Here is a 23,100-nt window from a genome sequence, read left to right as displayed (position 1 = left end):
CATGGCAAAGTCGCCACGCATCCTGAAAACCAAAGTCGGCATCATCGGCGGCGGTCCCGCAGGTCTGATGCTTTCCCATCTGCTGGCAAAAACCGGCATTGAAAACATCGTGGTAGAAATGCGCGATCACGAAACGATCCGCAACACCCACCGCGCTGGCATCCTCGAAGCCCAAGCCGTGAGCATGCTGACCGACTCTGGCGTGGATTCCCGGGTACTCACCGATGGCGACGAGCACGCCGGCATCGACCTACGTTTCAACGGCGAATCCCATCCACTAGATTTCCGTGAACTCGTTGATGCCACCGTCACCCTGTACGCCCAGAACGAGGTCTTCGTTGATCTGTCCGCAGCGCGGCAACGCGATCAGGGCGACGTGCGGTATGGGTGTGAAGTCACCGAGATTCTCGATATGGACACTTCCACCCCGAAGTTCCGTTTCACCGATGCGCAAGGAACCCTCTTCGAGGTGCATGCCGATGTGATCGTCGGGGCCGATGGTTCCCGCTCCTTCGCGCGCCGCCAGATGCCCCAAACCCTGTGCCAAGATTTTAAGGTCACCTACCCTTTCGCTTGGTTCGGCATACTCACCGAGGCACCAAAGTCCGCCCCGGAACTGATCTACGCGAATTCGCCCCATGGCTTCGCACTGATCTCTCAGCGTAGCGAGAACGTGCAACGCATGTATTTCCAGTGCGACCCGAATGAAGACGTGAACGCCTGGAGTGACGACCGAATTTGGGCCGAGCTACAACAGCGCGTTGACGGGCCGGATAACTTCCAGCTGAAGACCGGCCCGATTTTCGACAAGACCGTCCTAGGTTTCCGGTCCTTTGTGCGCGAACCGTTGTCTCACGGTCGGATGTTTTTGATTGGCGATGCCGGGCACACCGTCCCGCCTACCGGCGCCAAGGGACTGAACTTAGCTTTTGCCGATGTCAAGGTGCTCTTTGAAGCGCTAGATTCCTTCTTCTCCACCGGTAGCGACAAACTGCTGGAAGGCTATTCCGATCTAGCCCTGAAACGAGTTTGGAAGGCACAGAACTTTTCCTACTGGATGACCTCCATGTTGCACACCCCGGTGGGTGACGATCCGTTCATGGCCAAACGGGCCCTGGGCGAATTGGAAACCGTCACCTCCTCACGCTTCGGACAGCAATATCTGGCCGAGTCCTACACCGGCTGGCCACACGCCTAACCCACACCAAAAATTCTTTTGAAAGGAGCCACCATGAGCACCAATAACAAGACCCTGGATCCAGCAGCGACCACCGCTTCGCAGGAAGATATCAGCGCTGAAATCTCCAGCATCCATGAGGACTACCGGCAACAAGTGCTATCCGGTAAGAAGGCTGAAACCCAGCCACGCGTGGACTTTGCACCCTACCGATCCTCCCTGTTGCGCCACCCAACCAAGAACCTGCACCACGCAGATCCAGAAACCATCGAACTGTACTCCCCGGCTTTCGGACAGCGCGATGTGCACGCCCTAGAGTCAGACCTGACCATCCAACACAATGGTGAACCCATCGGCGAGCGCATCGTGGTCTCCGGCCGAGTACTTGATGGTGATGGCCGTCCGGTCGCCGGACAGCTGGTAGAAGTCTGGCAGGCCAACGCCGCCGGACGCTATGTGCACAAGCGCGATCAGCATCCAGCACCGATCGACCCAAACTTCACCGGGGTGGGTCGCACGATCACCGGTGCCAACGGCGAATACTCCTTCACCACCATCAAGCCGGCCCCGTACCCGTGGAAGAATCACCATAATGCCTGGCGTCCGGCGCACATTCACTTCTCGCTGTTCGGCACCGATTTCACCCAGCGCATGATCACCCAGATGTACTTCCCCGGTGACCCACTGTTTGCGCTTGATCCGATCTACCAATCGATCACCGATCAAGATGCGCGCGACCGACTGGTCGCGACCTATGATCACTCGATCACCTCCCACGAATGGGCCACCGGCTATAACTGGGACATCGTACTGACCGGGTCGAATCGCACCTGGATGGAAGAGGAAGAGGGCGAGCACTAAATGGCACAGGCACCTGAACTGAAGCTTGTCCCGACCCCGGGACAGACCATCGGCCCGTTCTACGGCTACGCGCTGCCCTTTGCGAAGGACAACGAGTTGGTCAATCAGGCACACCCGAACTCGGTAAGGTTGCACGGCGTGGTGTATGACGGTAAGGGCGAGGTCATTCCCGACGCACTGCTAGAAATCTGGCAGGCCGATGAAGCCGGAAATATTGTCTCGGAACAAGGCTCGCTGGTTCGTGATGGTTATACCTTCACCGGTTGGGGACGCACCGCGGTAGATAACATCGGGCATTACACTTTCACCACCGTGAACCCCGGAGCCACCGAAGAAGGCAAGGCACCGTTCATCATGCTCACGGTGTTCGCCCGCGGGCTGCTCAACCGCCTTTTCACCCGGATCTACCTGCCGGAGGACACCGCGGCGCTGGCTAATGATCCACTGTTGGCATCACTGTCCGAAACAGAGCGGAAAACACTGATCGCCACCCGGGAAGCGGACGGTTCCCTACGCCTAGATATTCACCTGCAGGGTGAGGAAGAGACCGTGTTCCTCTCCTATCCGCGCGAAAGCTAGGCTGAAGTTATGAGCGGTGTTGATTACGGATTTTTATCCCCTATCTGGGCTGGTGGCTCGGCAACTGGGCTGGCAGGCGACGCCCAGTTCGTTGAAGCAATGTTCGCCGTGGAACTAGCTTGGGTTCAAGTCCAGGAGGAGAACGGGCTGTGTTCCGCGGCGGATCTGGCCGCGATTGAAGCAGTGTGCGACATTGCGCGCTACGACCTGAACCTACTGGCTGCCAAGACCCCTGATGGGGCCAATGCGCTGATCCCGCTACTGGGCATGATGCGTGCCCTGCTGGCATCCGACGGTGCCCCGGCGAGCGCGAGCACTGCTCTGCACCGTGGAGCCACCAGCCAAGACATCATCGACACCGCACTGATGCTGCTGACCCAACACAGCATGGCTGCCATCTCCCGGTTATTGCAGAACACTGCCGAAGCACTGGCACACGTGGCGTCCGAGTACCGGGACACCGTGTGCATCGCCCGCTCGCTGACCCAGCACGCCCTGCCCACCACCTTCGGGTACAAAGCGGCGTGCTGGCTCTCGGCCATCATGAGCGCGGCCAAGAACCTCGATGAGGTTCGCAGCCAGCTTCCACTACAGTTCGGTGGGGCGGTGGGAACCCTGGCTTCCTTGGAACAGCATCTGGCATTGCACCCCGAATTGAATGTCACCACCGCAGCTCTCACCGCGGAGCTTGCTAGTCGGCTGAATTTACACAACCCGGCCAGCCCGTGGCACAGCAACCGCCTGCCCATCATCCAGGCAGGCTCCGCTCTGGGCTCAGCCATTGCTGCGCTAGGCACCTTCGGCGCCGATGTACTCACCGCCTCCCGGCCCGAAATCGGGGAAATCACCGAACCTCGCGAAGCGGGCAAGGGTGGTAGCTCCGCGATGCCACAAAAGCAGAACCCGGTGCATTCGGTACTGCTGCGCAGTGCCGCGCTGAACGCTCCGGGTCACGTGGCCACCTTGTTCACCGCAGCGGGTACCGCGGTGGATGAACGTCCCGACGGCGCATGGCATGCCGAATGGCCCGCCCTGCGCGAACTACTGCGCTTGGCCCTCGGATCCAGCGAACATGCAGCCACCCTAGCCAAGGGCATGAACGTCAACACCGAAGCGCTGGCGCGCAACCTCAAGCTCGGCGGGGACGCGGTCCTTTCCGAACGACTGGCCACCGTGCTGGCACCGGTCATCGAGGGAGGCAAACCAGCCATCCAAAAGCTCGTGCTTGAATCCATCACCGAGGGCACCAGCCTGCGCGAACTGCTACGCGCCCAGCTCAACCAGCAACAGGTCAGCGACGAGCAGCTCACCGACTTGCTGGATCCAGCCGGCTACCTCGGCTCGGCCCAACGCTTCACCGACAACGTACTTGCCGAGTTCTCGGCATGGGAGGAATCATGGCAGCCCCACAGCTAACCCCATCCCTGCTGCACACCGACGCAACGCTGCCAACCCTGATCCTCGGCCCTTCACTGGGGACCTCGTCCCTGCACCTATGGGGACCGGCGGTTCCTTACCTGAAGGAACATTTCCAGCTCATCGCCTGGGACCTGCCCGGACACGGAGAAAGCAAGGCTTCTACCGAGCCCTTCAGCATGAGCGAGCTCGCCAGCTCAGTGATCACCATGGTTGAAGCGCTGAAGACCGATCGCATCATTGATGATGCCCAGAAGCTCTACTACGCAGGAGTTTCCATCGGCGGAGCCACCGCCCTGCAGTTAGCTCATGACCACCCCGGCACCTTCGCTGCCCTGGCCCCCATCTGCACCGCTGCGAAAATCGGCACCCCCGAAGGCTGGAATGAACGCGCGGAGCTAGTCTCCACGGCGGGCACCCCCACCATGGTGGTCGGTTCCGCCCAGCGCTGGTTCGCCCCGGGATTCATCGAAAAGAACCCAATCGTTTCCACCGAGCTACTGCACAACCTGCAGGATGCGGACCGCTTCTCCTACGCCCACGCCTGCGGTGCGCTCGCCGGATATGACCTGCGAGAAGAGCTAGGCAACATCAAGGACCCAATCTTGGCTATCAATGGAGCACAGGACCAGGTGTGCCCACCGGCAGATGCAGAATTTGTTGCAGAGCATGCGCCGAATGCGCAGGCCGCCGTGATTGATGCCGTGGCGCACCTTGCCCCGGCCGAAGACCCTGTCGCGACCGCTGCGCTTCTCGTTGATTTTTTCACTGCCCACTAGCAAAGGACTTTTCAATCATGACCGATTCCCAGCGCCTGCCGGGCGACACCTACGATGCTGGCATGGCCGTGCGCCGCGAAGTACTCGGCAACGAGCACGTTGACCGCTCCACCACTAACTCAAACGAGTTCACCGACGAGTTCCAGGAAATGATCACCCGCTACGCATGGGGAACCATTTGGACCCGCGACGGTTTGCCACGCACCACCCGTAGTGCCATTACCTTGACCGCCATGATTGCCGGTGGCTACTGGGAAGAACTAGAAATGCATGTGCATGCTGCCCTGCGTAACGGAATGACGCCGGAAGAAATCAAGGAAGTCTTCCTGCAGTGCGCTATCTACTGCTCGGTACCGGCCGCCAACGTGGCCTTCAAGATCGGTAAGAAGGTCTTGGACGAATACGAAGGGCAATAAATTGCGTTCAGGAGGTACGGCTTCATTTGCGCCGTCGGATCAAGGTACGCACTATCGCGGGCAAGATGAACGTCAAGAGCCATAAACCTGCGAGGATGATTGCAAACCACAAAGCTTCGTAATGGCTCGGATCTTGCTTATCGCTAAGGGTGAGCCATAGCAGAAATACTGCCAACGCCGCGAGAAAAAGCAAGACTCGTACGGTGTTGACCGCTGTCCCCACCGGATTGACTGCCAGTCGGACAATCCAAGCCAAAGCCAAGATTCCAACAAAACCAGCTACGATCCACACGATAATTCTCCTGAGCTTATTTCATACGCACGCAAGTCGTTCTTTCCTCATCTCACATGTCATTGGTCCAGATCATGGATTCTTCGCTCGCTAGATACTGGCTGGAATCAGGGAAGCTTCCAACCACTCCCGTTCTTGGCCATTAAGTACTCGCGAGGAAACCCCGTCAGCAGCCAAAGGAACCATCACGGTGGTCGAGTCAAATACCGGCTGTTCATCCTGATAACCGACGCCACGCACAGTGAAAGACTTATTACCGATGCGGCTGATCCCCATGCGGATCAATAGTTCTGGCTGATAATACAGCGGCCTTTTGTAGTCGATCTGGATGGAAGCAACGACCGTTCCGAATTCAAATCTTCCGGTGTTCCCATCTTCACGGGTCCAGCGGATGCGGGCCTCTTCCATCAGGGTGACAATGCGGGCATTGTTCACATGGCCCAATGCGTCTTGATCCGACCAACGTAGTTGCAACACAATTTCCGTTGCGGCGGCCAGTTCCTTTGTTGCTTCATTGCTCATGAACCTATTGGAACAGAATTCAGTTGCTGCGGCCCCCAGCGTGACAGAGCGTTAACTCGCACTTTTCTCGGCGCGAACCCAGTGCTCATCCTCGCTGTTAACATCCAGACAGTTCCAATGCTGGACCTGTTCTGCCTCGCGCAGGGTGTCGATGAACCAATATGTAGTATCCGGATCCCACCCTGCGATGAGCGTAGCGTAAGTATCATCCACGGTCAGAGATCCTCCGGCTAACTCAAGGTATGCGCCAATGCTCAGATGCACTGCGTCATATTTGCGGGACACCGCTAACCAATCCGGAATAACCCATGCTCCATCACGGCCGGTGACGTGATACCAATCGTGACGTTTCTGCTCAGTCACCTCAATGCAATAGTCGTGACAAAGATTCACCCACTGCTCCGCCGAGGAAATTTCTAGCACCCTGGCACTATTCGGAATATCTACCAGAATGGTACTTGCCCGCTCCCAACCGAAGCCGTCTTCTACGCAGCTAAGGCCCACTGGTTGGCTGTTCGTAAATTGACCGCAGGTCGGATCCAAGAAAAGACTGGGAGCAGACCACCACTCACCGCCAATACTTCCAATCACAGATTTCCTTGAGGACTTTGCAGAATGTGCCTCAGTGACGATCAAGTGTTCTTTCCAGGCGAGCAAAGATTCAAGACCTGTGCGAGGCACTGGTCGGGTGTTGTCTTCTGCCTCCGGCATTTCAAATTTCACGCGATATTGCGCTTTCGGTCGAGAGGCCCAAACCACGGTTCAAGCTGACCGGAAGCCGCGAGGTGTTCAGCAATGCGTGAGAGTTGAGGTCTAAGCGTCGCGGAATCCAGCAAAGTGTCTATTCCGTCGGGTTCTTGCCAATAGCGCGCAGCATTAACCGTGATGCTCAGTGAGCTTATTAACAGCTGTTCAGTGACCGGGATCAGCTGTGTAAGTTCTAACAACTCGGCAATTTCATCCACACTCACACTGGTCATGTGGCCGTCGTCTGCTCCCGGACCGAACATCACCACACTATCGCCCCGAGCCTTTTCTAGCTGGTAAGAAGCATAGAACATTCCCTCAAAGAGCGGGTGAGGGTTCTGTTCAGGAATCAGTTCAGCTTCGCTTGCCACAGCGAACTCCCACAGCAGTCGTCGACCGCGCTGCCCTTGTAGCAGTGCATTACTGATCTCCATGATCACATCCATGTTCTCTGGTCGGTTATATCTAAATACGCCCAAGACACCTTGCAAGTATTAACAGAATCGATTATTCGAGATTACCTGAGGATGGGCTGTTATTCACCTTAGATTGACAGCGTGGGCAAAGGCCGGTCAACGGGCCGGCAGATTGTCACCACCCCGGAGGAACGCACGTGAAATTCTTCGCTCGACCCGGCAAAACCAATCAAATCACCCCACTACGCATCACTGCAGGCACGCTCGTTGTCCTTGCAGCTTCAGCAGGTCTCACAGCCGCCAATTCATCACCCGATCCAACACCAGCTACAGAGCCAGTAGCTAAGACCACGTCCGACTGGAACTCTTCAGCCTACCGAGGCTCAGTTCAAGTTGTTCGCGCCAAGGATGAAAAGGTCGCTGCCAAAGACAAAACCCTTGAAGGAGTTGTCTTCGAAGACAGCAATAAGAACTCCAAGCAGGACGCCAACGAGCCAGGCCTGCCCAACGTCACCGTTTCCAACAGTCGCGATGTAGTGACCACCGACGGCCAAGGACGCTACAAGTTGCCCGTCTTTGAGAATATGACCGCTTTCGTCACCCAGCCACGCGGTTTCCAGGTGCCAGTCGATGATGACAATGTCGCACAGTTCTCCTACATTCACTTACCAGAAGGTTCACCCAAGTTGAAGTACGGTGGCATTGCGCCAACCGGGGAATTGCCTGAAGCAGTAAACTTCCCGATGGTTCGTAGCGCGGCTACCCAGTCGCCAGATCAAAGCTGCGCTATCGGCGCCGACGTACAGACCTATAACCAGAAGGAAGTCGAATACGCCCGCAAGGGTGCTTTCGCGGACCTAGCAGCCCGCACCGACTACACCGGCTGTGGCGCCCTATTCATCGGAGATCTTGTCGGCAATGACCTGTCCGTGTTCGCCCAGACCCGCGAACTCACCTCCATGCTCAACGGCCCAGCCCGTTTCCTCCCAGGAAACCACGATATCGACTTCGATTCCCTCGATGGAGTGCACGAATTCGCTACCTTCCGCGCCAAGCTTGGTCCCGAGTACTACTCTTACGACACCGGTAAGACGCACGTGGTTGCGTTGAATACCATCGAGTACCCCACCAAGGTTCCGGCCAAGCGTAGCGATTACACCTACCAGCTAGGCAAGCAGCAACTTGAATGGTTGCGAGCCGACATTGCCAAGGTTCCAAAGAACAAGGCAATTGTTCTGGCCGGCCACAGCCCATTGTTGGAATTCTTCTACAACGATGAACACAGCACCAAAGAGGTCAAGGATATCTATAAGATCCTCAAGGGTCGCGAGGTCGTTTCCCTAGGCGGTCATACCCACATGTCCGAGAATCTTCGTAAGGGTGACTTGATGAAGGGATGGCTGGACGAGGTTGGCGAAGCTGGCTTGCCATTCACCCACCTGACGGTTCCAGCGGTTGCCGGTCAGTGGTACGACGGACGGGTCACCGAGAACGGCTATCCGACGTCCATCCAGCGCGACGGAACTCCTCCAGGCGTGCTGACCTTGGACATCAAGAACTCAAAAATCACCGAACGCTTTACCCCCACCGGCGGTGATGACAACAAGCAGATGGCCGTAGGGCTGAACACTCCCAAGTACCGTGCATGGTACGAAGAGAATGTGGACAAGGAATATGGCACCGTACCAGCTTTGAAGAACCCACTGTCGGTGAGCCGTGCTGACTTGGCCAAAGACACTTGGGTTACCACTAACTTCTGGATGGGCAGCACCGGGTCCACTGTGAAGATTTCCCTTGATGGAAAAGCCCCGGTCAAGTCGGTTCGCACCCAATCACTGACCGGTGAGACTGCACTGACTGGTGCCCCGTATTCGGATCCAGTTGCGATCGCTGAGCAGTTCGTTCATGGCGGTGGGTTGGCTGAAAAGACCAGTCACCTGTGGCGTCTTGAATTGCCAAATAACCTCAAAGTCGGATCGCACACCGCGCAGGTAACGGCCACCGATGTTCATGGTCGTTCCTTCACCGACAAGCTTGAATTCGAAGTCACCAACTAGTTTTCAATCTGTCATGGGTGGCCGGTGCTGTGAGCTCCGGCCACCCATTTGTCCTACAAATGCTCAATGGTGATCAACGAAGTAAAAAACGCGTCGCTAGAACGTGGAAACACCTAGGATGAACTCATGCGCATTGCCATTTTGGATGACTACCAGAACGTTGCCACCGACCTCGCAGATTTTGAAGGACTGGCGACTGAGCTCAACGCTGAGCTAACAGTATTTACCGAGCACCTCGGACATGATGATGTGGCCGTCTGCACGGTGCTCAAAGACTTTGACGTCATCGTGGCCATGCGCGAGCGCACACCATTCCCGGCATCCCGATTTGAATTGTTACCGCAGTTGAAACTGTTAGTCACCACCGGGCGACGCAATGGTTCTATCGACCTAGAAGCCGCAGCCGCGCACGGTGTTGTGGTCTCACATACCGGCTATATCGCCACGGATGCGGTGGAACATACGTGGGCTTTGATCTTGGCCGCTGCCCGCCGGTTGGACGTAGAACTATTCTCTTCAGAGAACCCACGTTCCGAGAGCACACCATGGCAGTCGAGTTTCGGCATAGGATTGTCAGGAAAAACCCTCGGTGTCTACGGGCTGGGTAACTTGGGTTCAAAGGTGGCAAAGGTTGGCTTGGCCTTCGGCATGCGAGTTATTTCCTACAGCCAGAACCTCACCAAGGCTCGGGCCACCGAGGTCGGTGTGGAGTTGGTGTCCGAGGCTGAGTTGTTTGCCACCAGCGACATCGTGAGTGTGCATCTGAAACTCTCGGAGCGTAGCACCGGTGTCATTGGTGCAAAACAGTTGGCCTGGATGCGCCCGGAGTCCATTTTGGTCAATACCTCGCGCAGCCGGATTGTGCAGACCGATGCGCTCATTGCGGCTCTTGAAAACGAACTGCTGTATTTGGCTGCCGTTGACGTTTTTGACGTCGAACCGTTGCCTGCCAAGAATCAGTTACTCAAGACTCGCGGTGTCATTGCCACCCCGCATATTGGCTATGTGACCATCGAACAGTTCTCGATCTTCTATAAAGACGCAGTTGATGATATTCGTGCTTGGGCTAAGGGTTCACCGATCCGGGTGTTGAGCTAGGAAGAGTTCTCCGCGGGACAAAGAAGTAATGCAAGATTGCCACTACGGCGGCCCACGCAGCACCGATCAGTAATCCGACCAGCACGTCCGAGACCCAATGGTGCCCGATGTAGATACGTGATGCGCCCATGGCGAGGACAAACAACGTTGCCACGGTGGCGATGAGGTAAGCGTAGCGTCGTAACCCGTAAATGATGGCCAGATAGCTGGAGATACCAATCAACGCTGCAGCATTCAGTGTGTGACCACTGGGAAACGAATAGGACAGTGGCGGCGTTGGTCCACCAGGAACACCTTCCGGCCGATGCACTTGAAGCGAAGCTTTGAGCAAGATGGTGAGCCCGACGGAAACCACAGCCGTCAGGACCACAGCAATAGCTGGCCAAATACTTCGAGTCTTCCAACTGAGCAGCCCGGTAATCAGCACCATGATGATGCTCATGCCAGGTGTTGATCCCCAAAAGAATAAGAAGTCGGAGATTGCGAAGAGAACCGGCGACTGATGGTTTAGGACCCACTGATAGGTTGGTGCGTCAAGGTCCGTAGCCCAACCCCCCGCGTGCAATGACACCAGTACTCGACGGGTGAAATAGAAGATGGCGACAACGATGCCGAAGATCGTCCAGAGCACCTGCACTCCGCTGGGTCGTTGGCCTTGCGGAAGCGGTCTGGGAATTCTCATGCTCTCCATCGTATCGGTGCCTAATTCAAAGCATCTAACTGAGGAATGCGGAACAATGGAGGCATGACAATTAAGGTGCTGGCAGTTGGCAAAAAACATGAGTCGTGGGTTGATGAAGGAATTTCCCGCTACGAGAAGCGACTCAAAAAGCCTTTTAACCTCATCTGGCAGTTACTTAACCACTCATCACGCGAGAATGACGCCGCTCGCACCGAGGAATCCGCACGCATCTTGGCGAAGATTGATGATCGAGATTTTGTGGTGTTGCTTGATGAGCGTGGCAAGAATGTTGACTCTCCGGCATTGGCCAACACACTACGCTCCCCCATCGATTCTTCGCGGAATGTTGTGATCATTATTGGTGGAGCCTACGGTGTTGATGCCACGGTGCATGCTCGCGCAGATTTCACGTGGTCCTTGTCCAAACTGGTTTTCCCACACCAGTTGGTGCGCCTGATTTTGACCGAACAGCTCTACCGCGCGCAGGACATTTTGGCTGGAGGCAAGTACCACCACGTGTAGGCCACATCATTGACTTTCCATCATGGAAAGACAAGACTTTCCTTAACGGAAAGTGAGTGCCATGGCTTCGACAGAGGATTCAATGAAACAAGACCGGGCAGCCAAGCTGCTGCAATCTGTCGAGCAAGATTCACAACAGATGGTTGATGTTTCTGGGAATCCGCGCGGATTGCTTACCAGCGTCGTCGCAGTCTCAGCGGTTGTTTTCACCATGTTTCAGGCTTATCCGCCTCAGGCTTATTGGCTGGCATTACTGTACCTTCCGCTGATCCTTTGGTACGTCCTGGCCCAACGCGGTCGCGCAAAACCGCGCGCACTATCCAACGCCTCAAACCTTCTGACGGGTTCCTATGCAGGATATTTTTTCCTCTGCATCCTGCTAATCAATTGCCTCGGGTTCTGGGAAGCAAGCCATCTAGAAGAAATTCTCGCGAAAGTAGTCGTTACTTTTATCAGCGGGATGTTTTTGGTGACCAAGATGCAGGCTGTCTACAACAAGGCCCGCGTCCAGGACGGCAATGACAACATCCGATAACAGCGCCCAATTCGACGAGTTGATCCACGCGCCGATACGGTTACGGATCTGCGCGAGCTTAGCCCCGGTCGAGTGGGTGGAATTCGCCCAGCTTAAACAGAACCTAGGCGTTGCGGACTCGGTACTCAGCAAGCACTTGAAGCAACTTGGCGATGCCGGCTACGTTCACATTGAACGCTTCACAAAGCTGGGCCGAAGCCACGTGCGGGTTTCGCTAACCACAGCAGGGCGTCGAGCCTACGTCGGCCACGTCGCTGCCCTTCGTGAAATCACTGCAGGCGAATAGGCATGCGTCAGTTCACGCGACATGAACATGAAATTCAAACACAGCAACAGCAATATCGGGCTGATGATAAAGATTTCCAGACCAAGCACTCTGTAGTGGAATACTGTCCGCTTTAAAGGTACGGTCTGGGGCTGGTGGTGGTTCGTTTGCGCCCAGCTCTCAACGCGAAAATTATGATTGCAATGCCAACAAGTGCAATCAGTGGCGACCCAGAGGCCGCGAAGCTCTCAAAGGCCGTGTCTCCCCCGCTTCCGCCAGATTCAAGCCTCTGAACCTCTTCCGGCGTAAGAACTTCAGTGTTATACCAAGTAAACAACCCAATACTGATCGCTAGGAGTAAGGCGCCGGTGACGATCATCCATACTTTACGTTGACTTTTTTGCATGCCGATTACTTTCTACGAAGTGCTACAAGTAGCGCGCAGGGCCAGTACGTAAAATACGTATGGACGCCATGTGTCTAAATTCCAGTTCTTCTATGTGGGTCTTTCAAGCGAATAGCATCGATGCGACTATTCAGTTGATCCCTCGTCGATGTGGCAACGACCGCTAGAACCAGCCTTGCTCAGAACTCGCTTGAATTTTTCTTGAGCTCTCGCTTTTCAAATCGACGCACTGGGAACCAATGGGAATCATGTCCGAATTCCACGACTCCACGTTCCGAGTACCCCTGCCCCACGTAGTACTGACAGAGCGGCACGTTTGAAGCAACGCAATCGAGACGAGACACTGAATACCCCTTGGCATAGATAGCTCCCTCAGCCCATGCAAGAACCCTTTTCCCAATGCCCTGACCAGAATGTGAACGATCGACCATTAGCCCGTGGATGTAGGCAGCCTGCGGGTCACCTTCCGGCCAAATCAGGTGGTCAGTTACAACGATACGAACTGTTGCGATGATCTTTCGGTCTACCTCACGGATCCACCACTCATTGCGACTAATCTGTTCTGCGACTTGACCGACCGTCCATTCACCAGGCACCCATTGTTGTATTAGTTTTTGTTGTTGCCAATGTGCCAGCGAGTCCCGAAGTTCGACGATGCCTGAGGCTGCTTCGGCAGTCGCAAGGTGTAACAAGTCAGTCTCCCTCATGCATCGAAGTATTCCATGCAACGGCAGACAACAAGTGAATCCACACCTAGTCACGGCTGCGAATTCTCTCGTAAAGTTTTAGCCATGCTGCTTGCGAGAAGACTTAGTAAACAACTTCGTGTTGTTCAGAATGCTCGCGCGGCGGGAGTACCAGTACAAGGTTGGGGTCCGACAATGGAAAGCCTGAGGATCGGTAGACGAGAGTTCTATGGAATCGCATTATCTGATTCATGGTTGCACACTCGCACTTTGATCTATGTTTACTCCGATGAAAAGTTTCACGAACCGTCCTCTTTCGAGCTACGTCTAGTAGATGCGGAAGGAACAGAAGTCGATGATATTTCAACCGAGTTCTCAAGCGGAGACTCTTGGCACATGGATGAATTCACGGATTTAATAAACTGTCTAGCACCAGGAGAAATCCTTTGGCTAGATCCGGTGGAATCGTTTCGCTTGGTTTACTAGAGAGATCTGTTCCAAATGCATCGTAGCGATGCAAAAGCGATCGCAACCTCCAAAGTCTGTTGATTGCCGTTCCCGAACTGTCGTGGGTAGAACGTAGTATCAATTCCATGAGTGATGTGCTTTCCCGCTTCGGTGCGGCCACCCGTAAGTGGTTCACCGATGTCTTCTCTGCGCCCACGGTCGCGCAGAGCGGAGCCTGGGAATCCATCTCTGACGGGAAGCATACCCTGGTCATTGCGCCAACGGGCTCAGGTAAAACCTTGGCGGCCTTCCTCTGGGCTTTGGATCGACTGCATCACGCAGAACTTGATGCTCCAGCGTTGCCCGGCTTGGAATCCGATGCAGATCATCCGGCCGGCAACGGCACCAAGGTACTCTACATTTCTCCGCTGAAAGCCCTGGGCGTCGACGTTGAACGCAATCTGCGTTCCCCACTAGCCGGAATCCGTGCCACCGCACATGAAATGGGCTTGTCCCAGCCTTCGGTCTCGGTGGGTGTCCGCTCGGGCGATACTCCGGCCAATGACCGGCGCAAACTGCTCAAGGATCCGCCCGAAATCCTGATCACTACGCCCGAGTCACTGTATCTGATGCTCACCAGCCAGGCGCGGAAAACCTTGTCGCAAGTGCACACGGTAATCATCGATGAAGTCCACGCCATCGCCAATACCAAACGCGGTACCCACCTGGCACTATCCTTGGAACGACTCGACACGCTACTGCCTACCCCTGCCCAGCGCATTGGCCTCTCGGCCACGGTAGAGCCTCCCGAAGAAGTCGCTCGGTTCCTGGCAGGATCTGCACCGGTAAATATCGTGCGCCCGGAATCCACCAAGAAGTGGGAACTCGCGGTGCGCGTCCCTGTCGAGGACATGACCGATTTGCCGTCGGCTGCTGGCGCCCACGATCTTGGACCGGGGTCCTCCCCCGCAGCATCGGCGAGCATCTGGCCACATGTGGAGAACCAGCTGGTGGACTTGGTATTGGAAAACCATTCCACGATTATCTTCGCCAACTCCCGACGACTGGCTGAGCGTCTCACCGGACGGCTCAACGAGATCTACGCTGAAAGACAAGGCTTCAGCGCCGAGGATACCTCCACGTCCACTCCGGCAGTTTTGATGGCTCAAGCCGGTTCCACTGCTGCTTCACATCCAGAAGCACCATTGCTGGCTCGTGCCCACCATGGCTCGGTTTCTAAGGATGCTCGCGCCCAAATTGAGGAAGATCTAAAGTTAGGCAAACTGCGCGCCGTGGTGGCCACTAGTTCACTGGAACTAGGCATCGACATGGGCTTAGTAGACCTCGTCATTCAGGTGGAATCCCCCAACTCTGTCTCTTCTGGACTGCAACGCGTAGGCCGCGCCGGACACCAAGTAGGCTCGGTTTCCCAAGGCATCTTCTTCCCCAAGCACCGTGCCGACTTACTCTCCACAGCCCTGGTGGTCACGCGCATGCGCGCGGGCAGGATCGAAAAGATGGTCATCCCAGCCAACCCGCTAGATGTGTTGGCCCAACAAACCCTGGCCGCGGTAGCCATGGAAGATTTGGAAGTCGAGCAGTGGTTCGAGACCGTCCGCCGGTCCGCGCCCTATCAACAACTTCCACGCAGCGCCTACCTGGCCACCTTGGATATGCTCTCGGGCAAATACCCTTCCGATGAATTCGCTACCCTCAAACCCCGACTGATCTGGGACCGTGACGCCGGGACCCTGACTGCCAGACCCGGCGCGCAACGACTCGCGGTGATTTCCGGAGGCACCATCCCGGACCGTGGTCTTTTTGGTGTCTTTCTCGCCGGGGCCGAAGATGACAAGGCTCCTAAGCGCGTGGGTGAACTCGATGAGGAGATGGTCTACGAGTCGCGAGTCGGCGACGTCTTTGCCCTGGGCGCGACCAGCTGGCGCATCGAGGACATCACCCATGACCGAGTACTGGTCACCCCAGCCTTTGGCCAACCCGGAAAGCTGCCATTCTGGCACGGCGATGGTCTGGGCCGACCGGTGGAACTTGGCGAAGCCCTCGGCGAGTTCACCAGCAGCCTGCTGGCCAGTGAGCGTGCCGAAGCGTCCGAGGTACTACATACCGGCGGGCTAGATGACTTCGCGGCGAATAATCTTCTGAACTACCTGGGTGAACAACGGAGGGCCACCGGCCAGGTGCCCAACCATCAGAACTTCGTCATCGAAAGATTCCACGATGAGCTCGGCGATTGGCGAGTGATCCTGCATTCACCTTTCGGCCTTGCGGTTCATGCCCCGTGGGCGTTAGCCGTCGGCGCCCGTGTGCGTGAACGGTGGGGCCTCGATGCCTCTGCGATGGCTGCCGATGACGGGATCGTACTGCGTATTCCCGCGATGGATGAGCAGGCGCCGGGAGCGGATCTTTTCGCCTTCGAAGCCGATGAAATCATTGATGTAGTCACCTCGCAGGTAGCAAATTCTGCGCTGTTTGCTTCGCGTTTCCGTGAGTGTGCGGCCCGGGCGCTGTTGCTGCCTCGGATCAATCCGAGCAAGCGCACCCCGTTGTGGCAGCAACGTCAACGTGCCAGTCAGTTACTGGATGTTGCCCGCAATTACCCTGACTTCCCGATCATTCTTGAAACCGTGCGCGAGTGCCTGAACGATGTCTATGATCTGCCAGCGCTGACCTCCATTCTTTCCAAAGTCTCTTCCCGCGCCATCCGACTGGTGGAAGTCACCACCGAGTTACCCTCGCCCTTCGCCCAGTCCCTACTTTTTGGCTATGTTGCGCAATTCCTCTATGAGTCAGACGCGCCTCTAGCCGAGCGTCGCGCGGCCGCGTTAAGCCTCGACCCGGTCTTGCTCGGTGAACTATTGGGTCGCAACGATGTCCGGGAAATCCTAGACCCACAGGTGATCACCGGGATGCAGGAACAGCTACAGTACCGGGCAGAAAACCGGCGTTTGGCCGGCATGGAAGGTGCGGCCGATTTGCTACGCCTTTTGGGTCCGCTGAGCGTTGAAGCATTGGCGATTCGCTTACGCGACCCCAACGATGACAGCGCACCTTTGGATCTTGCCACCTCCCGGGCACACGCCGAGTCCCTCGTTGCCACCCGACGGGCTTTCACCCTGCGGCATCGTGGTTCCTTGGCGTACGCAGCCATTGAAGATGCGGCCAAGTTACGCGACGCGCTGGGCACTCCGCTACCCACCGGGATTCCCGCCGCGTTCTTAGAACCGGCCACTGAGCCCATCCAGGATCTGATCTCACGCTTCGCCCGCACGCATACGCCGTTTACGCTCACCGAAATTGCCGCAGAGCTGTCGCTGGGCGTTGCGGTGCTCAGGCCAATACTCGACAAGTTGGTAGCAGCTGGCCGGCTTTCTGTCGGTGCTTTCCGTCCGGTGGAGATCGTTCCTGAGGGCATCAGTGGCGATGAATATTGTGATGTTCAAGTCTTGCGCACCATCCGCACCAGATCGTTGGCGGCCCTGCGGGCTGAAGTAGAGCCGGTAGATCAGAACACCTATGCGCGGTTCCTTCCTGCCTGGCAACAGGTCGGTTCAACGCTGCATGGCGCCGATGGCGTGTATGAAATCGTTGCTCAACTAGCTGGCGCCGAAGTTCCCGCGTCAGCGTTGGAATCATTTATTCTGCCCGCCCGACTGGTGGGGTACCAAAGCTCATGGCTCGATGAACTGTGCAGTGCCGGAGATGTGTTGGTCTGTGGGGCGGGTGCCACAGGTGGCAAGGATGGCTGGCTGTCACTGCACACGGCAGAACATGCAGCGCTCTCCCTGCCAGCGCCTAACGCCGGTGATCTGCAGGCCTTAGACCTGCGTGTGCTTGAAACCTTCGAATCCACCGGGGCTTACTTTGCCGAAGAATTAGCCGCGCGTCTGCATCATCCAGACCAGCAGCCGGTGAGTTCCTCCGATATTTCCGAATCCTGTTGGCGTCTTTTCTGGGCCGGATATATTTCGCCCGATACCTTGGCGCCCATTCGCGGTTACTTAGCCGGTGGAAGTACCGCCCACAAGATCGCCAAACCAGCCCCTCGGGCTCGCGCCGCACGGCTCAACCGACTTTCGGGCCTGTCTCGTTTAGCCCAAGATCATGGTGGCTCCCCGATGCGCGGTCCCCGCGGATCGGCACGCTGGTCGTTGCTCCCCCAGCCGGTGACAGATCCAACCATTGCGGCGCATGCAACCGCTGAAATCATGCTGGAACGTTATGGTGTGCTCACCCGAGGGTCGGTCGCAGCCGAAGCGGTACCGGGTGGTTTCGGCCAGTTGTACAGGGTCCTATCCAAGCTGGAAGAAGCCGGACATGCTCGACGCGGCTATTTCGTGGAAAAGCTAGGGGCAGCCCAGTTCTCCACCTCTACTACTATCGACCGCTTACGTGGGTACCAGCTCATGGAGGATCCACGACGGCAACCCGTTGCCACGGTCCTCGCCTCGACCGACCCAGCGAATCCTTATGGTGCAGCGCTAGGCTGGCCTGCCACACAAACCGGGCACCGTCCCGGCCGTAAAGCTGGCGCCATTGTTGGCTTGTTAGACGGCCAGTTATGCCTATACCTGGAACGTGGCGGCCGCACGGTACTCACTTTCACCCAGTTGCCCGATGAGTCGTGGAACCTGATTGCCACACAATTGGTCTCAGCCCTGCGCACGGCCAACGTGGAGAAAATAGCTATCGCCACCGTGGACGGTCAACCGGTCCTGGATCACCCGGTAGGTTCAGCACTATTGGCGGCCGGGTTCTATTCAACGCCGCAAGGCATTCGATTCCGACGCTGAGTAACCAACAGAAAGAAGTATTCTCATGCCCGAAGGTGATTCCGTCTATCGTGCCACCGCCGGGCTTCACCGAGCCTTGGCCGGAGAAATCCTGTTGTCTTCGGACTTCAGAGTTCCGTCCCTAGCGACAACAGACCTCACGAATTATGTTGTGCACGAAGTTGTTCCCGTCGGGAAGCATCTATTGATGCGGCTACAACCGCCAGTCGATGCGACTGGAGAATTTTCTACCAAACCACTCACCTTGCACTCACATCTGCTGATGGAAGGCCGCTGGGACCTATATGCGCCCGGCGAGCGCTGGAATCGGCCGGCACACACCGCAAGAGTCGTGCTCAAAACTTCCACCGTGACCGCCGTGGGTTTCGACATTGCCCAGGTACGTCTGGTTCCTACGGAACAGGAGACCGAGCTTGTAGGACACTTGGGACCTGATCTGCTCAGTGCACATTGGGATCCTGAACTGGCCCTAGAAAACCTGCGCCGCACTCCTCGCCAAGGCATCGGACAAGCCCTCTTGGATCAACGGATCATGGCAGGAATCGGCAATGTGTATCGTTGCGAGATCCTGTTCCTTAGACGTATACACCCACTGACGAAAATCGGAGAGATCGCCGATCTTCCTGCCGTCGTGCAGATAGCTCATCGCCTGCTGAATGTTAATAAGGACCGAGCACGTCGTGTCACCACCGGGCAAGAACGCACCCGAGAACCACTGTGGGTTTATGGACGTGCGGGCAAGCCCTGCCTTCGTTGCGGTACACCCATCGGGGTACTAAAAATTCCGTCCACCGCCGAAGGTGCCGAACGTGACTGCTTTTGGTGCTCTCACTGCCAACCTGCGCGCTGAATTCCCTAGGCAAAGATGAAAGAATAGCCTCTATGGCTATGGAATCCCCACTCCCCGTTCGTAACGGAGTTAATGCAACCCGTTTGCGTCTTCCCCAAGACGGCGGATGGGCCACCGTGGCCGATTATCTGCTGGAACGCTTTGGCCATGTGGATCCCGAAGGTATCCTGCGACGCTTCGACCAACAAGAAATTGTCGGGCTCGGCGGTGTACCACTGGACCGGCAAACCCGTATGGGGGAACACGAGTTCATCTGGTACTACCGCTCATTGCCAGTGGAAACTCCGATTCCTTTTGAAGCCACCATTCTGCATCAAGATGAACACCTACTAGTAGTTGATAAGCCACATTTCCTGCCCACCACTCCCGGTGGACGTTTCATCCAAGAATCTGCCCTGGTGCGCCTACGCAACCAGACAGGAATCGATGATCTTGTACCGATGCACCGGTTAGACCGTGCCACCGCAGGCGTGATTCTTTTTGCGGTCAACCCTGAAACTCGCGGCGCTTATCAAATGCTTTTTGAACGCCGGGAAATCAGCAAACGATACAAAGCTGTCGTTGCACTACAACAGGGTCCGGGACTAGAAACCGGGCGGGTACTCCAGCCCAACGGCGAACACTCGCTGGTCAAGAACGAGGATCAACTCTCCGATCTTCTTGACCAAATGCCAATGACTTTTGAGAATCGCATGTCTAAGGTCAAAGGCCAATTGCGTTCCATCGTCGAAGAAGGCGAACCAAACGCCAAGACCTTCATTGACGTTGAAGCGGTGGGCCACAGCTCTGGCCACCATTCAGGGCTGAAAGTTGCATTGATGGATCTAAAACCGCATTCAGGCAAGACCCACCAGCTGCGCGTTCATCTAGCCTCGCTGGGTTTGGGAATCATCAATGACGCGTTTTACCCACGTTTATGGGATTTAGCTCCAGACGATTACCAGCGCCCACTTCAGCTGCTGGCTCACACGATTTCCTTTACGGATCCGCTGACTGGAATCGACCGAAGCTTCAGCTCAAAACAACAGTTGGCTGAGGCCCCGGTCGGCTAGGCGATACTTCTTCAGTACGTTAAAGCGCCTAAGCAGTGAATCGACCACATCGATCAATTTACTGTTCATGCCCAACGATCTCTAGCGTGGTGCCATGCGGATGGCCCCATCCAAACGAATAGTCTCACCGTTGAGCATCGGATTAGCCACGATATGTTCCACCAGTGCCGCGTATTCTTCCGGACGCCCCAACCGTGAAGGGTGTGGCACCTGCGCGCCCAAGGAATCTTGGGCAGCTTGTGGCAAGGAATCCATCATTGGTGTGTGGAAAATGCCCGGCGCAATGGTCATCACCCTGATCTGGTGGCTCGCTAGTTCGCGGGCCAGCGGTAGCGTCATTGCTGCCACGGCCCCCTTCGAGGCAGCATAAGCAGGCTGTCCGATCTGCCCGTCGAACGCCGCGACCGAGGCGGTATTTACGATGACGCCACGTTCGGTGGTGCCGTTAGCATCGGTGAGCGCTTCGCTATGCACCATGGATTCGGCAGCTAGACGCAGCACGTTGAAAGTACCGTTCACGTTGATCTCCAGCACCTTGGAGAAACGCTCCAGGGGCAAAACTCCATCACGACCCAGCACCTTGCCCGGGGTAGCCACGCCAGCACAATTAACCACCACACGCAGAACACCGAGTTCTTTGCAACGCTCAATGGCAGTGGCTACCTGCTGTGGATCGGTCACATCAGCCGGAGCGTAACGGACGTTCGAGCCGATCTGCGCTGCGATTTCATCACCGTCTTCGCGTGGAAGATCCACCACAAGAACATGTTTCGCGGAGGTAGAGAGTTTCTGGGCGGTAGCCCGACCCAAGCCCGAAAGTCCCCCGGTGACCAGCGCAACCGAATCCTGCAACTGCATGCTTACCCCTTTGTAGTCAGTACACTTATCAGCCAGCCTACTGCCGAGCCCAACACTGCAAAAGAACCCAACAACATTCCGAAGACAAAAAAGCTGGATACTCCCGCAGGAGCATCCAGCATTTTTGAGTTTAGGATCTATCAGTGATTTCCAGCCGAAGCAGGTTCAGCGTCAAGACTGACTGGTTCCTTCTTGCCACCTAGCAAGAACCCAATGATGACAATGCCGACCGAGCAGCCAGCGCCGATCAGGAAGCCCGGCTGGAATCCTTGAACGGTGGCGGTCAACTGGTCATTCCCGGAAGCCAACTTCGCCGTCGTGGTCGCTGCAACGACACCCACCAGCAGTGCGGTGCCCATGGCTCCGGCCAACTGCTGCAAGGTAGAAAGTAGCGCCGAACCGTGCGAGTGCAGGTGATGTGGCAATGGGTTCAATGCGGTGGTGAACGCCGGGGTGAAGATAAACGCCAATCCCAAGCTCATCACCAGGTGCAGTACAACCAGCAACCAAATCGGGGTGTTCTCGTTCAGGATCAGTGCATAACCAAGCAACGAGGCCAGCAGGATCAAGGCGCCCGGAACAATCAGCGGACGGGCACCCAAGCGGTCATACAACTTACCCACCATCGGAGCCAAAACACCCATCAACAAACCGCCGGGCAGCATGATCAAACCGGTGGTCAGGGTTTCAATGCCCAACACGTTGGTGAAGAACATTGGCAGCAAGATGATGACACCGAAGAGGGAAATCATCGCGAACATCATCAGAATCAGCGAGAGCGTGAAGTCTTTGAAGTTCAGTGGGCGCAGGTCCAAGAGGGCTTTGTCTTCCTTCTGCAATTGCAACTGCAGGAAGACGAAGGCTGCCAAGCACAACAGGGCAACTACGAGGATGCCGATGTTGATCGGGGTAACCCCAACGGAAAGGCGGCTCAGGCCGAAGACCAACCCACCAAAGCCTGGGATGGCCAGAATGACCGAGGTGAGCGACAGCGGAGTGGAAGCACCGTCAACTTCAGTGGACAAGCGCGGGGTACCAATAATCAGCGCTGCGATCGCGATCGGGATGATCACGATGAACATGAAGCGCCAGGAAAGGTACTGCAGGATCAGACCTGACAGCGTTGGGCCAATGGCTGGCGCCACCGAGATCACGATGGACACGTTACCCATCAGCACACCACGACGTTCGGCAGGAACTAGGTGCAAGATGGTGGTCATCAGCAGTGGCATCATGATGGCGGTACCGCAGGCCTGAATCACACGTGCAATAAGCAGCACAGTCAGCCCTGGGGCCGCTGCAGCCAGGATGGTGCCCAGCGTGAACAGGCCGATGGCCAGCACGAAGACGTGTCGCACGCTTAGTCGTTGCAGCAGGAAACCGGTCATCGGAATGACCACTGCCATGGTCAGCATGAAAATCGTAGACAGCCATTGAATGGCATCTGGGGTGACGTTAAATTCATGCATCAGAACGGGCAGTGCCACGTTCATAATGGTCTCGTTCAAGATGACTACGAAGCTGGAGACAATCAGCACCGCAATCGTGGTGAAGTTCTTTTTGCTCAGTCGTTCTGGAGCGTTCGTCACGGCAGGATTCTGCTTCCACGAGTAATTGAAAAAGGGG

General features: G+C 56.3%; 22 protein-coding genes. 14 read left to right on the top strand and 8 right to left on the bottom strand.

All coding sequences use genetic code 11. The features are described from left to right. Position 1 precedes the first annotated feature (1 nt). Genes QMQ05_RS02205 through pcaC form a run of 6 tightly spaced genes read left to right on the top strand, consistent with a single transcriptional unit; the run spans position 2 to position 5,228 of the window. The gene (locus QMQ05_RS02205; RefSeq protein ID WP_345472647.1) at positions 2 to 1,198 is read left to right on the top strand and encodes a 4-hydroxybenzoate 3-monooxygenase; all 1,197 of its coding nucleotides are present in this window, start codon (positions 2 to 4) and stop codon (positions 1,196 to 1,198) included. Positions 1,199 to 1,231: 33 nt separating this feature from the next. After that, positions 1,232 to 2,038, top strand: a complete 807-nt coding sequence (gene pcaH, locus QMQ05_RS02200; RefSeq protein ID WP_345472645.1) for a protocatechuate 3,4-dioxygenase subunit beta — start codon at positions 1,232 to 1,234, stop codon at positions 2,036 to 2,038. Further along, positions 2,039 to 2,617, top strand: coding sequence for a protocatechuate 3,4-dioxygenase subunit alpha (pcaG, locus tag QMQ05_RS02195; protein WP_334121966.1), 579 nt, complete (start codon positions 2,039 to 2,041; stop codon positions 2,615 to 2,617). A 9-nt stretch (positions 2,618 to 2,626) separates the two neighbouring features. Beyond that, positions 2,627 to 4,033, top strand: a complete 1,407-nt coding sequence (locus QMQ05_RS02190; protein ID WP_345472641.1) for a lyase family protein — start codon at positions 2,627 to 2,629, stop codon at positions 4,031 to 4,033. Then, on the top strand, positions 4,015 to 4,812 hold the full coding sequence (locus QMQ05_RS02185) for an alpha/beta fold hydrolase (protein ID WP_345472639.1): 798 nt from the start codon (positions 4,015 to 4,017) through the stop codon (positions 4,810 to 4,812). The genes QMQ05_RS02190 and QMQ05_RS02185 overlap by 19 nt, the downstream gene beginning before the upstream one ends. A 17-nt stretch (positions 4,813 to 4,829) precedes the next feature. Continuing rightward, positions 4,830 to 5,228, top strand: a complete 399-nt coding sequence (gene pcaC / locus QMQ05_RS02180) for a 4-carboxymuconolactone decarboxylase (protein WP_345472637.1) — start codon at positions 4,830 to 4,832, stop codon at positions 5,226 to 5,228. A 22-nt stretch (positions 5,229 to 5,250) separates the two neighbouring features. Here pcaC and QMQ05_RS02175 read toward each other — a convergent pair whose 3' ends face one another. From QMQ05_RS02175 to QMQ05_RS02160, 4 genes are all read right to left on the bottom strand, one after another. After that, entirely contained in the window at positions 5,251 to 5,520 is a 270-nt protein-coding gene (locus tag QMQ05_RS02175) for a hypothetical protein (protein WP_345472635.1), read from the bottom strand. A 90-nt stretch (positions 5,521 to 5,610) separates the two neighbouring features. Then, positions 5,611 to 6,042, bottom strand: a complete 432-nt coding sequence (locus tag QMQ05_RS02170) for an acyl-CoA thioesterase (RefSeq protein WP_345472633.1) — start codon at positions 6,040 to 6,042, stop codon at positions 5,611 to 5,613. 51 nt (positions 6,043 to 6,093) lie between these two features. Then, a complete protein-coding gene (locus tag QMQ05_RS02165; RefSeq protein WP_345472631.1) occupies positions 6,094 to 6,405 on the bottom strand; it encodes a hypothetical protein in 312 nt (103 codons plus the stop codon). Positions 6,406 to 6,761: 356 nt separating this feature from the next. After that, a complete protein-coding gene (locus tag QMQ05_RS02160) occupies positions 6,762 to 7,223 on the bottom strand; it encodes a hypothetical protein (protein ID WP_345472629.1) in 462 nt (153 codons plus the stop codon). Between the two features lie 179 nt (positions 7,224 to 7,402). Between QMQ05_RS02160 and QMQ05_RS02155 the strand changes: the two genes are divergently transcribed. Beyond that, positions 7,403 to 9,262: a calcineurin-like phosphoesterase family protein gene (locus tag QMQ05_RS02155; RefSeq protein ID WP_345472627.1), complete on the top strand. Its 1,860-nt coding sequence runs from the start codon at positions 7,403 to 7,405 to the stop codon at positions 9,260 to 9,262. A gap of 126 nt (positions 9,263 to 9,388) precedes the next feature. Beyond that, on the top strand, positions 9,389 to 10,360 hold the full coding sequence (locus tag QMQ05_RS02150; RefSeq protein WP_345472626.1) for a D-2-hydroxyacid dehydrogenase family protein: 972 nt from the start codon (positions 9,389 to 9,391) through the stop codon (positions 10,358 to 10,360). On the opposite strand, the gene QMQ05_RS02145 is transcribed toward QMQ05_RS02150, so the two are convergent. Further along, positions 10,329 to 11,042, bottom strand: coding sequence for a phosphatase PAP2 family protein (locus tag QMQ05_RS02145; RefSeq protein ID WP_345472624.1), 714 nt, complete (start codon positions 11,040 to 11,042; stop codon positions 10,329 to 10,331). The two genes, QMQ05_RS02150 and QMQ05_RS02145, sit on opposite strands and share 32 nt — an antisense overlap. A gap of 63 nt (positions 11,043 to 11,105) precedes the next feature. Here QMQ05_RS02145 and QMQ05_RS02140 point away from each other — a divergent pair, with 63 nt between their 5' ends. The 3 genes from QMQ05_RS02140 (at position 11,106) to QMQ05_RS02130 (ending at position 12,385) form a co-directional block, all read left to right on the top strand. After that, entirely contained in the window at positions 11,106 to 11,564 is a 459-nt protein-coding gene (locus QMQ05_RS02140) for a 23S rRNA (pseudouridine(1915)-N(3))-methyltransferase RlmH (protein ID WP_345472622.1), read from the top strand. 61 nt (positions 11,565 to 11,625) lie between these two features. Beyond that, on the top strand, positions 11,626 to 12,099 hold the full coding sequence (locus QMQ05_RS02135) for a hypothetical protein (RefSeq protein WP_345472620.1): 474 nt from the start codon (positions 11,626 to 11,628) through the stop codon (positions 12,097 to 12,099). After that, entirely contained in the window at positions 12,083 to 12,385 is a 303-nt protein-coding gene (locus tag QMQ05_RS02130) for a transcriptional regulator (protein WP_345472617.1), read from the top strand. The genes QMQ05_RS02135 and QMQ05_RS02130 overlap by 17 nt, the downstream gene beginning before the upstream one ends. A 564-nt stretch (positions 12,386 to 12,949) precedes the next feature. Here QMQ05_RS02130 and QMQ05_RS02125 read toward each other — a convergent pair. Then, positions 12,950 to 13,477 (bottom strand): GNAT family N-acetyltransferase, encoded by a 528-nt coding sequence (locus QMQ05_RS02125; protein ID WP_345472615.1) that lies wholly within the window; start codon positions 13,475 to 13,477, stop codon positions 12,950 to 12,952. Positions 13,478 to 14,049: 572 nt separating this feature from the next. On the opposite strand from QMQ05_RS02125, the gene QMQ05_RS02120 reads away from it, so the two are divergent. Genes QMQ05_RS02120 through QMQ05_RS02110 form a run of 3 tightly spaced genes read left to right on the top strand, consistent with a single transcriptional unit; the run spans position 14,050 to position 20,616 of the window. Continuing rightward, the gene (locus QMQ05_RS02120) at positions 14,050 to 18,714 is read left to right on the top strand and encodes an ATP-dependent helicase (RefSeq protein ID WP_345472613.1); all 4,665 of its coding nucleotides are present in this window, start codon (positions 14,050 to 14,052) and stop codon (positions 18,712 to 18,714) included. Positions 18,715 to 18,739: 25 nt separating this feature from the next. Further along, positions 18,740 to 19,564, top strand: coding sequence for a DNA-formamidopyrimidine glycosylase family protein (locus tag QMQ05_RS02115; protein WP_345472611.1), 825 nt, complete (start codon positions 18,740 to 18,742; stop codon positions 19,562 to 19,564). A 38-nt stretch (positions 19,565 to 19,602) separates the two neighbouring features. Beyond that, positions 19,603 to 20,616 (top strand): pseudouridine synthase, encoded by a 1,014-nt coding sequence (locus QMQ05_RS02110; protein WP_345474600.1) that lies wholly within the window; start codon positions 19,603 to 19,605, stop codon positions 20,614 to 20,616. An 81-nt stretch (positions 20,617 to 20,697) separates the two neighbouring features. Here QMQ05_RS02110 and QMQ05_RS02105 read toward each other — a convergent pair whose 3' ends face one another. Continuing rightward, positions 20,698 to 21,474 carry an SDR family NAD(P)-dependent oxidoreductase gene (locus QMQ05_RS02105; RefSeq protein ID WP_345472609.1) on the bottom strand — a complete coding sequence of 259 codons (777 nt, stop codon included), beginning with the start codon at positions 21,472 to 21,474 and terminating at the stop codon, positions 20,698 to 20,700. Positions 21,475 to 21,614: 140 nt separating this feature from the next. Beyond that, positions 21,615 to 23,063, bottom strand: a complete 1,449-nt coding sequence (locus tag QMQ05_RS02100) for an MDR family MFS transporter (RefSeq protein WP_345472607.1) — start codon at positions 23,061 to 23,063, stop codon at positions 21,615 to 21,617. Positions 23,064 to 23,100 lie beyond the last annotated feature (37 nt).

The sequence above is a fragment of the Glutamicibacter sp. B1 genome, assembly GCF_039602135.1.
GTDB lineage: Bacteria > Actinomycetota > Actinomycetes > Actinomycetales > Micrococcaceae > Glutamicibacter > Glutamicibacter ectropisis.
The sequence above is the reverse complement of the archived record's forward strand: the minus strand, read 5'-3'. Positions and strand labels throughout refer to the sequence as shown.